Origin of the sequence: Bacillus sp. FMQ74 (assembly GCF_001875785.1) — a bacterium.
GTDB classification, from domain to species: domain Bacteria; phylum Bacillota; class Bacilli; order Bacillales; family Bacillaceae; genus Bacillus; species Bacillus stercoris.
In genome coordinates this window covers 251,765-264,865 of the sequence record NZ_MOEO01000004.1, presented here as the reverse complement: position 1 = coordinate 264,865, position 13,101 = coordinate 251,765, and the positions used below count along the sequence as shown (strand labels likewise).

General features: G+C 44.7%; 13 protein-coding genes. 9 read left to right on the top strand and 4 right to left on the bottom strand.

What is annotated here, in order from left to right:
- Positions 1-30: 30 nt before the first annotated feature.
- The 4 genes from efeU to BLL41_RS10290 all read left to right on the top strand — a co-directional run bounded on the left by efeU (position 31) and on the right by BLL41_RS10290 (position 4,592).
- The gene (efeU, locus tag BLL41_RS10305) at positions 31-1,476 is read left to right on the top strand and encodes a ferrous ion permease EfeU (RefSeq protein ID WP_071577761.1); all 1,446 of its coding nucleotides are present in this window, start codon (positions 31-33) and stop codon (positions 1,474-1,476) included.
- Positions 1,473-2,630 carry an iron uptake system protein EfeO gene (gene efeM, locus BLL41_RS10300; RefSeq protein WP_071577760.1) on the top strand — a complete coding sequence of 386 codons (1,158 nt, stop codon included), beginning with the start codon at positions 1,473-1,475 and terminating at the stop codon, positions 2,628-2,630. Before efeU ends, efeM begins: the two co-directional genes overlap by 4 nt.
- Positions 2,631-2,648: 18 nt before the next feature.
- Positions 2,649-3,899: an iron uptake transporter deferrochelatase/peroxidase subunit gene (efeB, locus tag BLL41_RS10295; RefSeq protein WP_071577759.1), complete on the top strand. Its 1,251-nt coding sequence runs from the start codon at positions 2,649-2,651 to the stop codon at positions 3,897-3,899.
- A 90-nt stretch (positions 3,900-3,989) separates the two neighbouring features.
- Positions 3,990-4,592 (top strand): DsbA family oxidoreductase, encoded by a 603-nt coding sequence (locus BLL41_RS10290; protein ID WP_071577758.1) that lies wholly within the window; start codon positions 3,990-3,992, stop codon positions 4,590-4,592.
- 29 nt (positions 4,593-4,621) lie between these two features.
- Here the strand turns inward: BLL41_RS10290 and BLL41_RS10285 are convergent, their stop codons facing one another.
- The 3 genes from BLL41_RS10285 to slrA all read right to left on the bottom strand — a co-directional run bounded on the left by BLL41_RS10285 (position 4,622) and on the right by slrA (position 7,069).
- Complete coding sequence (locus BLL41_RS10285; RefSeq protein WP_071577757.1) at positions 4,622-6,163, bottom strand: solute symporter family protein; 1,542 nt, start codon at positions 6,161-6,163, stop codon at positions 4,622-4,624.
- Positions 6,160-6,468: a DUF485 domain-containing protein gene (locus BLL41_RS10280; RefSeq protein ID WP_071577756.1), complete on the bottom strand. Its 309-nt coding sequence runs from the start codon at positions 6,466-6,468 to the stop codon at positions 6,160-6,162. The genes BLL41_RS10285 and BLL41_RS10280 overlap by 4 nt, the downstream gene beginning before the upstream one ends.
- 442 nt (positions 6,469-6,910) lie before the next feature.
- Entirely contained in the window at positions 6,911-7,069 is a 159-nt protein-coding gene (slrA, locus tag BLL41_RS10275; RefSeq protein ID WP_014478351.1) for a transcriptional regulator SlrA, read from the bottom strand.
- A gap of 353 nt (positions 7,070-7,422) precedes the next feature.
- Between slrA and slrC the strand changes: the two genes are divergently transcribed.
- The 4 genes from slrC to galT all read left to right on the top strand — a co-directional run bounded on the left by slrC (position 7,423) and on the right by galT (position 11,296).
- Positions 7,423-8,094: a transcriptional regulator SlrC gene (gene slrC, locus BLL41_RS10270; RefSeq protein ID WP_071577755.1), complete on the top strand. Its 672-nt coding sequence runs from the start codon at positions 7,423-7,425 to the stop codon at positions 8,092-8,094.
- 17 nt (positions 8,095-8,111) lie between these two features.
- On the top strand, positions 8,112-8,495 hold the full coding sequence (locus BLL41_RS10265) for a GtrA family protein (RefSeq protein WP_071577754.1): 384 nt from the start codon (positions 8,112-8,114) through the stop codon (positions 8,493-8,495).
- A gap of 83 nt (positions 8,496-8,578) precedes the next feature.
- Positions 8,579-9,751, top strand: coding sequence for a galactokinase (locus BLL41_RS10260; protein ID WP_071577753.1), 1,173 nt, complete (start codon positions 8,579-8,581; stop codon positions 9,749-9,751).
- Between the two features lie 3 nt (positions 9,752-9,754).
- On the top strand, positions 9,755-11,296 hold the full coding sequence (gene galT / locus BLL41_RS10255; RefSeq protein ID WP_071577752.1) for a UDP-glucose--hexose-1-phosphate uridylyltransferase: 1,542 nt from the start codon (positions 9,755-9,757) through the stop codon (positions 11,294-11,296).
- Between the two features lie 70 nt (positions 11,297-11,366).
- Here the strand turns inward: galT and BLL41_RS10250 are convergent, their stop codons facing one another.
- Entirely contained in the window at positions 11,367-11,612 is a 246-nt protein-coding gene (locus tag BLL41_RS10250) for a GlsB/YeaQ/YmgE family stress response membrane protein (protein WP_009968363.1), read from the bottom strand.
- A 513-nt stretch (positions 11,613-12,125) separates the two neighbouring features.
- On the opposite strand from BLL41_RS10250, the gene qoxA reads away from it, so the two are divergent.
- Positions 12,126-13,091 carry a cytochrome aa3 quinol oxidase subunit II gene (gene qoxA / locus BLL41_RS10245; protein WP_010886637.1) on the top strand — a complete coding sequence of 322 codons (966 nt, stop codon included), beginning with the start codon at positions 12,126-12,128 and terminating at the stop codon, positions 13,089-13,091.
- The last annotated feature ends 10 nt before the right edge of the window (positions 13,092-13,101 follow it).

The window sequence follows — 13,101 nt, the reverse complement described above, 5'->3', positions numbered from 1 at the left end:
ATAATCATTTTCAGTTATAGGAGGAACATGATGGCTCGGGGGCTGGCACTTATTTTATTCAGCTTGTTGATGGTTTTCGGTACTGCGGCACATGCGGAAGATGATCCGATTGCTGCATTAATTCAATTAAACAAGCAAATGATCAAATCCGTAAAAGACGGAGATATAGACTCGGCACAACAAACGTTTGAGACCTTCAAGGCGAAGTGGAAAAAAGAAGATCCTTCTATTAAGAAGGAAAACCTTTCTTCTCACAGCGAAATGGACGCGAATATCGCAATGATTTCTCTTTCTTTTATCAATCAAGACGCAGACAAGCTCAAAACACAGCTTGAAGAGCTTTCGTCTCATTTAGAAACCTATCAGCAGGCTGTCGTGCTGAAAAAGACATCCTCAGGTCAATCAAGGGCGTCATTAACAGCCTATATACACAGCTTGAAAGACACGAAACAGTTCATAGAAAAAAAACAATTGGATGAAGCGTCATCCGCAATCGACAATTTAGTTACATCCTGGCTCGCCGTAGAGGGAGACGTCGTATCCCAATCGAAAGAAGCGTATACGACATCAGAGGAAAATCTGGCGCTGATGAAAGCTGAGATCGGCAGCCATCCTGAAAAGGTATCAAAGCAAATTGACGAAATGATTCAATTGCTCGAGCCGATCGCTTCAAGCAGCTACAGCTGGTGGGACGCGGCGCTGATCCCGATTCGTGAAGGAATGGAGGCCCTCCTTGTCATCGGAGCGCTGCTAACCATGACAAAAAAAGCGCGGGTCACGCGCTCCTCGGCATGGATCTGGGGCGGGGCGTCCGCCGGCATGGTTGTTTCCTTAGCAGCCGGCATCGGTGTCACGGTTCTGTTCTCCTCCAGTGTATTCGGAGAAAACAATTTCTTGCTTGGCGGTGTTACCGGCGTATTGTCCGCTGTCATGCTTTTGTATGTCGGGGTGTGGCTGCACAGAAACGCCTCAATGGATAAATGGAGAGAAAAAATCAATATCCAGAAGTCTCAGGCACTGAAAAAACGAAACCTGCTTTCCTTTGCGCTCATTGCATTTCTGGCCGTTGTAAGAGAAGGTCTCGAAACGGTCATCTTTTTCATCGGGCTTGTCGGGAAGCTCCCGCTCACTGAACTGATCGGCGGAACTGCCGCAGGGCTTATCGTTCTCGTTATCGTCGGTGTTCTGATGATCAAGCTCGGAATGCGCATTCCATTGAAGCCGTTCTTTCTTCTATCAATGGCGGTTGTCCTGTATATGTGCGTGAAATTTCTCGGAACCGGCGTTCACAGCCTTCAGCTTGCGGGCATTCTTCCGTCTGATGCAGAAAGCTGGCTGCCGTCTGTATCGGTGTTAGGAATTTATCCGTCCGTTTACAGCACGATTCCGCAATTGCTGATTTTACTCTTTTTACTGATTGCGCTTGTTTCAGAAGCGGCAAAACATTTTACAAATGGAAAGGAACTGACAAAATGAATTTCACAAAAATCGCTGTATCAGCCGGATGCATCCTTGCGCTGTGCGCGGGCTGCGGAGCCAACGACACATCTTCAACCAAAGAAAAAGCTTCATCTGAAAAAAGCGGGGTCACGAAAGAGATCTCCGCATCGGTAAATAAAATGGAAACCATCATTTCCAAGCTGAATGACTCAGCGGAAAATGGAGACCAAAAAGAGATTGAAAAGAAGGGAAAAGAGTTAAACAGCTACTGGCTTTCCTTTGAAAACGATATTCGCAGCGACTATCCATTCGAATATACAGAAATCGAAAAGCATCTTCAGCCAATCTACACAGAAGCGCAAAAAGACAAACCGGATACAGCAAAAATCAAAACAGAATCCGAGTCACTGAAAGCGTCCTTAGAAGACCTGACAGAAGCGAAGAAGAGCGGCAAAAAGGCTAGCGATCAGCTGGCAAAAGCAGCGGATGAGTATAAAGGCTATGTCAAAAAGCAGAGTGACCAGCTTGTCAAAGCGACTGAAGCATTTACAAGCGCTGTGAAATCCGGCGATATCGAAAAATCTAAAACGTTATATGCGAAAGCGCGTGTTTATTACGAGCGAATCGAACCGATCGCTGAAAGCCTTGGAGATCTTGACCCGAAAATTGATGCACGAGAAAACGATGTTGAAGAAGGAGACAAATGGACAGGCTTCCATAAGCTTGAGAAGGCCATTTGGAAGGATCAAGATATTTCCGGGGAAAAGGCAACAGCTGACCAGCTTCTCAAGGATGTAAAAGAGCTTGACGGTTCAATTCAATCACTGAAATTAACACCTGAACAAATTGTAGCAGGCGCGATGGAGCTTCTGAACGAAGCCGGGATTTCGAAAATCACGGGAGAAGAAGAGCGCTACTCACGAATCGATTTAGTCGACCTTATGGCAAATGTGGAAGGCTCCGAAGCCGTTTATCAAACAGTGAAAAGCGCGCTTGTAAAAGATCACTCCGACTTGACGGAAAAACTGGATACGGAGTTCAGCGAATTTGAAGTTTTAATGGCAAAATACAAAACAAATGATCAGTCCTATACGTCTTATGATAAATTAAGTGAAAAGCAAATCAGAGAGCTGAGCACTAAGCTGACGACTCTTTCTGAAACCATGTCGAAGATTGCGAATGTGCTATAAAAGGAGTTTTGTAACATCATGAGCGATGAACAAAAAAAGCCAGAACAAATTCACAGACGGGACATTTTAAAATGGGGAGCAATGGCGGGGGCAGCCGTTGCGATCGGTGCCAGCGGACTCGGCGGACTCGCTCCGCTTGTTCAGACCGCGGCTAAGCCATCGAAAAAGGATGAAAAAGAGGAGGAGCAGATTGTTCCGTTTTACGGAAAGCATCAGGCCGGAATCACAACTGCCCATCAGACGTATGTCTATTTTGCTGCACTGGATGTAACAGCAAAAGACAAAAGCGACATCATTACGTTATTTAGAAACTGGACAAGTCTCACACAGATGCTGACGTCTGGCAAGAAAATGTCGGCTGAGCAGAGAAATCAATATCTGCCGCCGCAGGATACAGGTGAGTCTGTTGATTTACCCCCTTCCAACTTAACGGTCACATTCGGATTCGGACCTGGCTTTTTTGAAAAAGACGGAAAGGACCGCTTCGGGCTGAAAAGCAAAAAACCGAAGCACCTGGCCGCTCTTCCAGCGATGCCGAATGACAACCTGGATGAAAAGCAGGGAGGCGGAGACATCTGCATTCAAGTGTGTGCAGACGATGAACAAGTGGCGTTTCATGCGCTGCGCAACCTGCTAAATCAAGCGGTCGGCACTTGTGAGGTCCGTTTTGTGAACAAAGGCTTTTTAAGCGGAGGAAAAAATGGCGAAACACCGCGCAACCTCTTCGGGTTCAAAGATGGAACAGGCAATCAGAGCACGGAGGATGACAGCTTGATGAACTCAATCGTGTGGATTCAGTCCGGTGAGCCTGACTGGATGACGGGCGGCACCTATATGGCTTTTCGGAAAATCAAAATGTTCCTTGAGATATGGGACCGCTCTTCCCTTAAGGACCAAGAGGATACCTTCGGCCGCAGAAAAAGCTCAGGGGCGCCTTTCGGACAGAAAAAGGAAACAGATCCCGTGAAGCTGAATCAAATTCCGTCTAATTCACACGTCAGTCTAGCGAAATCTACTGGAAAACAAATTTTGCGAAGAGCTTTCTCTTACACAGAAGGACTTGATCCGAAAACCGGCTATATGGATGCAGGTCTCCTGTTTATCAGTTTTCAAAAAAATCCAGACAATCAGTTTATCCCGATGCTGAAGGCTCTTTCAGCAAAGGATGCGTTAAACGAATATACACAAACAATCGGTTCTGCTTTATATGCATGCCCAGGCGGCTGCAAAAAAGGAGAATATATTGCCCAGCGTTTGCTGGAATCATAAAAGAAGCCTAAATCGGCTTCTTTATTTAAAAAACAGTTGTAACTTTAATTGTTACAGTTTAGAATCAATTTATACGAAAGGAGAATTATCATGACAGTACACATCAAAGTTTATTCAGATTACGTTTGTCCATTTTGTTTCGTTGGAAAATCCGCTTTTGAAGAAGCGATAAAAGGAAAGGATGTTGAAGTCGAGTGGATGCCGTTTGAACTGCGCCCAAGCCCATCCCCTCAGCTTGACCCGGTCAATGATCCGTCCAAACAATACATGTGGCAGACATCCATTCAGCCAATGGCGGAGAAATTAGGAGTCGAGATCAATTTTCCAAACGTCTCGCCCCATCCGTATACAGACCTCGCGTTTGAAGGCTTCCATTTTGCGAAGGAATACAATAAAGGACATGAATACAACACCCGTGTCTTTCAGGCGTTTTTCCAAGAGGGCCAAAATATCGGCGACATTGACATCTTGACGAAGCTCGCCGAGGAAGTGGGATTAGACGGTGCATCATTCAAATCAGCACTGGAAACAAGAACATATCAGGACGTGCAGCGCCAAGCCTTGAAGCATGCCTATGAAGAGGCTGACATCACAGCCGTTCCAACCTTTATTATCGGCGACACTGTAATTCCGGGTGCTGCCGGCAAGGATGTATTTGAAAAAGCGATTTCTGACGAGCAGAAGAAAAAGTAAGGGAAAAGCTCTCGATAAAGAGAGCTTTTTTACTCCTGCTCCATATGAATGCCAGTATGCGCCTTCACCTGTATTTCTGCAAACGTATCTTCATTAATTGTTTTATCAGACGACAGCATCGTTCCGAGCCACGCGCCGAGGAAGCCAAGCGGGATGGAAATAATCCCTGGATTAGACAGCGGGATGAGCGGATCGCCGGTGAAAATAGCACCTCCGGCCGGGTCCCACACACTAGGGCTCATCGACACAAGCACAAGCGCGCTGATCAGGCCTGTCAGACTCCCCCATAAAGCTCCTGAAGCATTGAATCGTTTCCAAAAGACCGTAAACACAATCAGCGGGAGATTTGCGCTGGCGGCTACCGCAAACGCAAGGGCAACAAGGAACGCCACATTTAAGGACTGTGCAAAAATCGCTAGGAGAATCGAGAGCACTGACACGGCGACAGAAGCCCATCTGGCCGCTTTCATCTGTTCTTTTTCAGTAGCCTCTCCCTTTCTGATGATCTGGCTGTAAATATCGTGGGCAAATGCTGAGGCGGCAGACAGCACCAATCCTGTCACGACAGCCAAAATGGTAGCGAAGGCAATGGCTGATACAAACGCGAATAGAAAGTCTCCCCCGAGCGCTTTTGCTAAAAGCGGAGCCGCCATATTTCCCGCTTGATCAGCTGCCGTAATCGCGTCAAAACCGACAAATGCAGCAGCGCCGAAGCCCAGAAACACCGTCATAATGTAAAACACACCGATAATCCATGTTGCTGACACAACAGATGTACGGGCTGTCTTGGCATCTTTAACGGTATAAAACCGGATCAATATATGCGGAAGCCCGGCGGTTCCCAGCACGAGTGCCAAGTTTAACGATAAGGTCTCAAGCGGCACCTTGTATTTATTCCCGGGATTCAAGAAATCAGCGCCAAGCGGAGTAGCCGTTTTCATCTGTTCAAACATGGTATTAAGGCTAAAGCCGAATTTTGAAAACACGATGATCGAAATCACGAGTGTGCCGGCCATCAGCAAAACGGCTTTAATGATTTGAACCCAGCTTGTCGCGATCATGCCGCCAAACACGACATAAATGGTCATCAGCACTCCGACGATGAGAACCGCCGCGGTGTAATCCAGCCCAAGAAGCAGTTTGATCAGCGCGCCCGCCCCAACGAGCTGGGCAATCATATAAAAAGTAGAGATGGCAATGGTATTGAGAGCTGCAACACCGCGGATTTTCTTTTCTTTAAATCGAGCGGCAATCATGTCTGCCATCGTATACTTTCCAAGATTCCGAAGCGGTTCCGCCACGATGTACAAGACAACGAGATAAGCCACAAGAAAACCGATGCTGTAAAAGAAACCATCAAATCCATATAACGCAATCATTCCGGCAATCCCAAGAAAAGAGGCGGCAGACATGTAGTCACCTGCAATTGCCAGTCCATTCTGAACACCGGTGAGCCCACCGCCCGCCGTATAAAACTCACTTGTCGTTTTTGTCTTCTTCGCGGCAAAATACGTGATAATAAGCGTCAGGCCGACAATCGCCAAAAATAATAAAAAAGCAGTTATATTCATGTTTGTTCACCCTTCAGACCATCTTTTAAAGCGCTCACATACCGATCGAAATGAGCTGCTCTGCGGGAATACACTGTACTCAGTATCCAAGTCATGGCGAATTGGGCGATGGCGAACAGCCAAGCCCATGAAACAGCTCCAATGGCCGGCGCATTCAAAAAGGTGAAATAAGATGTCAAAACAGGTAGTGAAAAATAAAAGACAAAAAAGAAAATCGCAGAAGGAACAATAAAAGCACGTTTCTGCTTTAAAAAAGCTTGGAAAGACGGCGTTGCAGCAATCTGTTTGTAATCAGCTTTGTACATGGCTTTCCTCCTTTTAATCGCTAAACGTAAGCAAAAAGGTACACCAATAGGTATGTACTGAAAGTCTGATTTATGCGTTGAACAATATCCGGAGGATGAAAAAAGAAGGAAGTCGTGAAGTGGTGAACACAGCGGTATAAAGGCAGGCGAAGGTTTTCCAGCTCGGCCGTGTATAAACGAGTTTGCTTTCAAAACCTCACCGAATGCAGCTTTTTCTCAGCAAAGCTGCTGTTTACCAGAGCACGGGTATCATGTTCGCATCACCTCTTTATGACAATGCATGTGCCAAGAGGTGATCGCATCACCGGCTGTCTGTCGTAGTTAGCTGACACACCGTTTGTCCTCAAGCTAAGCGCAGCAATGTGCTTTCGAATAGAGGATATGGTGAAAACTCAGATCAGGTGATAGAAAAGCCAGAGGAAAATAGATCCGCCTGTTCGGATTAGTCTTGGCGGACGGTTTTTTTGTGGTTTTTCTTTCTCGATGCTGTTTCAGATTCTAAAAACTGCCTCACATCATGAATGCCTAATCCAATGGATCTAGCTTCTTGAATCAACATATGCCAATCTTTGTCCAAATCTTTTTTAACATGAGTTTTCATAGTAACCTCCAATTGTATAAAATGTTTTCCTGCAACATGCGGGCAATAAAAGACAAGCCGGCGCGATGATGAGGCGAGTACAACAAATTTCACACATAGTTGCTCGGTGTTCACAAACTGAAGGAAAAACCACCTACCTATTCCCTAAAAAAATGACTAATATAACCAATGGATCTTATTTATAATAATAAACAATTAAATACTGACTGGATAGTATGTAAATGAAAATAAATCATTTAGCCTATTAAAAATGACCTCTGGGAAACCGAATAGCACAACCTTTCAAAGAAATAAATACCGCAAAAGATTGATCCGGTGTAAGATAAGGGTAATCATACCGCCAGGAGAAAAATATGAAAAAAAACAAATTTCAAATTAAAAGAGAAGCAACATTTGAAAGTTTTATAGACGCTGGCGTGAATTTGTTGATTGATCGAGCGTATGATCCGGTTTCTGTAGAAGATATCAGCAGAGCCGCCGGATACAGCAAAGGAGCGTTTTATGTTCATTTTGTCAGCAAGGAGGATTTTCTGCTGTATCTTCTTGAAAAACGCCAGATGAAAAAAAAGATCATTATAGGGTACCTTGATCAAATGGAGCGGGAGTCAATGAAATCGCTGACATTGGACGAGGCTGCAAAACACGCTGCAGAACTGCTTTATTTCTATTACATAAATAAACCGTCGTGGGACATTACTTCGTTTGCCATGAACATGCCGACATATAAAGTCTTACAGAAATGCAAGGCCTATGTCCGGCTGTACGAATTGTGGGTGGAAGAAAATGTGTTATATATTAATTGGCTGAAGGAGAGAAAGCTGATTGACGCCTGTATTGATACGAAATATACGGCTAAAATAATATGTGCAGTCCTCGACGGAATCATCAAACAATCGTATATATTGGGCCAGCCCGCCACCTTCCGCAGCTTTTTAGACGCACTCTCGGCATTTTTTACCTTAGACAGAGAGCACGAGAGGCCAAGAATTTTGAAAAGTTTTTCAGAAAGCGAGGAACATCAGTGAAGTATAGAGAAATGATTATGTATGTCATTATGGGGGTTTTCACAACCATTGTGAACATCGCCAGCTTTTATATATTGGTAGAGATTATGAATGTGGATTACAAAGCCGCCACTGTCGCTGCTTGGATTTTGTCCGTGCTGTTTGCTTACATAACAAATAAATTATATGTGTTTCAGCAAAAAACACATGATCTGCAGAGCCTGCTGAAAGAGATCACTGCTTTTTTCAGCGTTCGGGTCCTGTCTCTCGGCATAGATTTAGGCATGATGATCATTCTTGTCGGCCAGTTCAATACAAATGAAACCTTGGCCAAAATACTCGACAACGCAGTCATTGTTGTCGTCAACTATGTTGCGAGCAAATGGCTCGTCTTCAAAAAAACAAAAGAAGAAGGGGTATGACAGAGAACAGCAGCATATGATCTACCGTTTTCTCTGAAGAAATAAAGGGAATAAAAAAATAAAAACCAGAAAGGTGATTGCACATGCGGGAAGAGCTAAAGGGGATATTTGCAAGTGTATTCGGAGAAAAAGAGGGGTTACGGTTTTTTTTCGCACCTGGAAGAGTGAATCTGATTGGAGAACATACAGACTATAACGGCGGGCATGTCTTTCCGTGCGCGCTGACAATGGGTACATATGCTGCTGTTGCAGAAAGAAAAGACGGGGTTGTCCGGATGTATTCAGACAACTTTAAAGACGCGGGGATCAAGGAATGCAGCCTTGACGACATTCGCTATCAAAAAGAAGACGACTGGGCGAATTATCCGAAGGGCGTCATTTATGAATTTCAGCAAAGAGGATATGCAGTCCCCCATGGCTTTGACATTGTGTTTTCAGGGAATATTCCAAACGGGGCGGGGCTGTCGTCGTCCGCTTCTATTGAACTGCTGATGGGGGTCGTGCTCCAAAGCTATTTTTACCCTGAAATAGAGGCGCTTGAGCTTGTGAAAATGGCGCAGCATGCGGAAAACCATTTTATCGGCGTCAATTGCGGGATTATGGACCAATTCGCAATTGGAATGGGGAAAAAACATCATGCGATGCTGCTGAATTGCGACACGCTTGACTATGAATATAGCAAGCTCGATGTCTCTGGCCTTGCACTGGTTATCGCGAATACGAACAAAAAAAGGACATTGGCAGACTCAAGCTATAATACGAGACGCCAAGAATGCAATGATGCATTGCTTGATCTGCAAAAAGGCCTCGATATTGCCTCGCTGGGCGACGTCACGCCTTCTGATTTCGATGCGCAATCCAGCCTGATCCAAAATGAAACGAACAGACGACGGGCAAAGCACGCTGTATACGAAAATCACCGCGCCATCAAGACAGCCCATATGTTCAAAGAGAACAATATAGATGAAATCGGGCGGTTAATGAAGGAATCCCATCTTTCATTGAAGGATGACTATGAAGTAACATGCCCTGAACTTGATGAGCTTGTGTTTGCGGCGTGGGATCACGAAGGTGTAATTGGATCAAGAATGACGGGCGCGGGCTTCGGCGGCTGCACCATCAGCATTGTAAAAAATGCGTTTGTGGATGATTTTATTCAAAAAGTTGGAGACAGATATCAAGAAAAAACAGGGCTCCAAGCGGATTTTTATGTCGCTGATATCGGAGAAGGAGCAAGAGAACTAAAGGGGGAGTGACACATGAGTATTGTAGAACATCTGGAACAGCTGCTTGAGTATGGCCTGGAACGAAAACTGATTTCGGTCTGGGATCGGGAATATACGAGAAACCGTCTTTATGAAGCGCTGGGCATCACACATCCCGAGCCGGTCTCCAGCACCGCCATTAAGCAGTCACAAAGCCTTCCGGACTTGCTCGCTCCCATTTATAAATGGGCTGCGGAAACAGGCCGAATGGAAGCGGATACAGATACGTACCGTGACCTGCTCAGCGCAAAGCTGATGGGCTGTTTCGTACCTGCTCCGTCCGAGGTCATTCGCAAGTTTGAAGAAACAAAAGCATTATACGGCCCAAAACAGGCCACAAAGGAATTCTATCAATATTCAGAGGATGTCTATTATATACGGACAGACAGAATCGCCAAAAATGTTCATTGGACGGTGCCGACCGAATATGGCGAGCTGGAAATGACCATTAACCTATCCAAGCCTGAAAAGGACCCGAAAGCGATTGCGGCTGCAAAAGAGCAGGCGCAGACAAATTATCCGATGTGTTTGCTGTGTAAAGAAAATGTCGGGTTTGAGGGAAACGTGAATCATCCAGCCCGGCAAAATCACAGAATCATTCCAGTCATCCTTGAAAACGAACAATGGTTTTTGCAATTCTCGCCATACGTCTATTATCCAGAGCATTGCATCGTCTTAAAAGGTGAACATGAACCGATGGAGATCAGTAAAAAAACATTTGAAAGGCTGATGTCATTTCTTGGGCAGTATCCGCATTATTTTATCGGTTCGAACGCGGATCTCCCGATTGTCGGCGGCAGCATCCTAAGCCATGATCATTTCCAAGGCGGAGCGCATGATTTTCCAATGGCACGTGCAGAAGCGGAAGACGTTTATGACTTAAATGATTATCCCGGCGTGTCGCTGGGCTTAGTGAAGTGGCCGATGTCTGTGCTCAGGCTCCAAGGAGACAAACCGGATCGTGTCGCTGAAGCTGCTGATCATATCTTCCGCACATGGCAAACGTATTCCGATGAAAAAGCCGGCATTGCCGCTTGTACAGGTGATACGCCCCATAATACGGTCACACCGATTGCGCGGCGCAGGGGAGACCTGTACGAACTCGATATCGTCCTGAGGAACAACCGGACGAATGAGGAGCATCCATTAGGAATATTTCATCCTCATCAGGAAGTCCACCATATTAAAAAAGAAAATATCGGCCTGATTGAGGTCATGGGATTGGCGATATTGCCTGGCCGCTTACAGGAGGAAATGAAAGAAACGGCAGCGGCGCTATGCTCTGCTGATCCGAAAACAGCCTTAGAACAAAATCCGCTCACGGCAAAACATAGTGAATGGGCTCTTCGGATGATGGAAAAAAGAACCATAACGAAAGAGAATGCAGATCTAGTCATAAAGGAAGAGCTGGGACATGTATTCGCGCGCATTCTTGAACACGCCGGTGTATTTAAACAGACAACAGAGGGAAAACAGGCCTTCAGAAGGTTCATCGATCAGTTGGGCGCCAAACCAGTCAAAAGCCTCAACCGCTAGGGTTGAGGCTTTTTCGATTTTTATGGCAAAACAAACACCCAAAGCGCTGACGCTTCGGGTGCTGTTGCATTTATCCTCTTTTTCTGGTTAACAGGCTTACTAGAAAGACAACAATGGCTGCGCCGATTACCGCTGGAATAATGGCGAATCCGGCTAGGTGCGGCCCCCATGTTCCAAGCAGCCCGTGTCCGATCCAGGCGCCAATAAGACCTGCGATCATAGACCCAATAATTCCTCCGGGCATATCTCCTTTTACAAACAGGCTTCCAAGCCATCCGATAATAATAGCTACGATAAGTGAAATAAGAAAACTCATCATGCAACACATCCTATTTTTATTATTTGCTTATATCATTCCTCTTTTTTGTATAAGATAAACAACTGGATGCTCTCTTTAAAAAATGCGGGCAATTCAGAGCATATTGGCTCTTCATTGAGCCTTTTCTTTCAATATTTGATGCGTTAAAATGGAAACCGTGTGAAAAGATGCTAGACAAGGAAAAAATAATTCCTATCTAGAAAGTTTAACAAAATGAAACTTTTGATTGACCTAAGTTTTTTATTGTGGTAAACCTTAATTTGTCAGAATTAGTTCTTCATCATCTTTTCTTTACTTATATGCGGAAATAACTAGAAACTTTTCATCTTAAGCGATAGATGTGAATAAAGTTGGAGCAATTTTTGTCGATTTTATGACATTTAAGCGAAAATGGGATGAAGTTTATAAAAAAATAAAGCTAATAAGTGAAGTTTTTGATAGCATAACAAAGTAGAGAAAAGATTTTGAGGAAGTATGCACTTCAGATTTATTACATCAATAGGAAGGATGGTGATCTTCTTGTTCAGAGCATTAAAACCGTTGCTTGTATTAGCGCTGTTAACTGTGGTTTTCGTCCTTGGGGGATGCAGCAATGCTTCAGTACTAGATCCGAAAGGACCTGTAGCTGAACAGCAAAGTGATTTAATCCTGTTATCTATCGGATTTATGCTGTTTATCGTCGGGGTCGTCTTTGTTCTATTTACCATTATTTTAGTAAAATACCGCGATCGTAAAGGCAAAGATAATGGATCTTATAACCCAGAAATTCACGGTAACACGTTTTTAGAAGTAGTCTGGACAGTGATCCCAATTTTAATCGTCATTGCACTTTCTGTGCCAACCGTACAGACGATATATTCGTTAGAAAAAGCTCCTGAAGCAACAAAAGACAAAGAGCCTCTTGTTGTTTACGCTACTTCGGTAGACTGGAAATGGGTATTCAGCTACCCTGAACAGGATATTGAAACGGTCAACTACTTAAACATTCCTGTCGACCGCCCGATCTTGTTCAAAATCTCATCTGCAGATTCAATGGCTTCGCTATGGATTCCTCAGCTTGGAGGGCAAAAATATGCGATGGCAGGAATGCTGATGGATCAATACTTACAGGCTGATAAAGTGGGTACTTACGAAGGCCGCAACGCGAACTTCACAGGTGAACATTTTGCAGACCAAGAGTTTGATGTGAATGCAGTCACAGAAAAAGACTTTAACAGCTGGGTGAAAAAGACTCAGAACGAGGCTCCTAAGCTGACAAAAGAGAAGTATGATGAATTGATGCTTCCTGAAAATGTGGACGAATTAACGTTCTCTTCTACTCACTTGAAATACGTTGATCACGGACAAGACGCTGAGTATGCGATGGAGGCGCGCAAACGCCTTGGCTATCAAGCCGTTTCACCGCACTCTAAAACAGATCCGTTTGAAAACGTAAAGAAAAACGAATTTAAGAAGTCTGATGATACAGAAGAATGATATTGATCAG

Excerpts from the sequence above, each read along its gene's own strand:
- slrC (WP_071577755.1), top strand. The coding sequence starts at position 7,423 with ATGAAAAAAAACAAATTTCAAATTAAAAGAGAAGCAACATTTGAAAGT.
- BLL41_RS10290 (WP_071577758.1), top strand. The coding sequence starts at position 3,990 with ATGACAGTACACATCAAAGTTTATTCAGATTACGTTTGTCCATTTTGT.
- BLL41_RS10260 (WP_071577753.1), top strand. The coding sequence starts at position 8,579 with ATGCGGGAAGAGCTAAAGGGGATATTTGCAAGTGTATTCGGAGAAAAA.
- BLL41_RS10285 (WP_071577757.1), bottom strand. The coding sequence starts at position 6,163 with ATGAATATAACTGCTTTTTTATTATTTTTGGCGATTGTCGGCCTGACG.
- efeM (WP_071577760.1), top strand. The coding sequence starts at position 1,473 with ATGAATTTCACAAAAATCGCTGTATCAGCCGGATGCATCCTTGCGCTG.
- galT (WP_071577752.1), top strand. The coding sequence starts at position 9,755 with ATGAGTATTGTAGAACATCTGGAACAGCTGCTTGAGTATGGCCTGGAA.
- slrA (WP_014478351.1), bottom strand. The coding sequence starts at position 7,069 with ATGAAAACTCATGTTAAAAAAGATTTGGACAAAGATTGGCATATGTTG.
- efeU (WP_071577761.1), top strand. The coding sequence starts at position 31 with ATGGCTCGGGGGCTGGCACTTATTTTATTCAGCTTGTTGATGGTTTTC.
- BLL41_RS10280 (WP_071577756.1), bottom strand. The coding sequence starts at position 6,468 with ATGTACAAAGCTGATTACAAACAGATTGCTGCAACGCCGTCTTTCCAA.
- BLL41_RS10265 (WP_071577754.1), top strand. The coding sequence starts at position 8,112 with ATGTATGTCATTATGGGGGTTTTCACAACCATTGTGAACATCGCCAGC.
- BLL41_RS10250 (WP_009968363.1), bottom strand. The coding sequence starts at position 11,612 with ATGAGTTTTCTTATTTCACTTATCGTAGCTATTATTATCGGATGGCTT.
- efeB (WP_071577759.1), top strand. The coding sequence starts at position 2,649 with ATGAGCGATGAACAAAAAAAGCCAGAACAAATTCACAGACGGGACATT.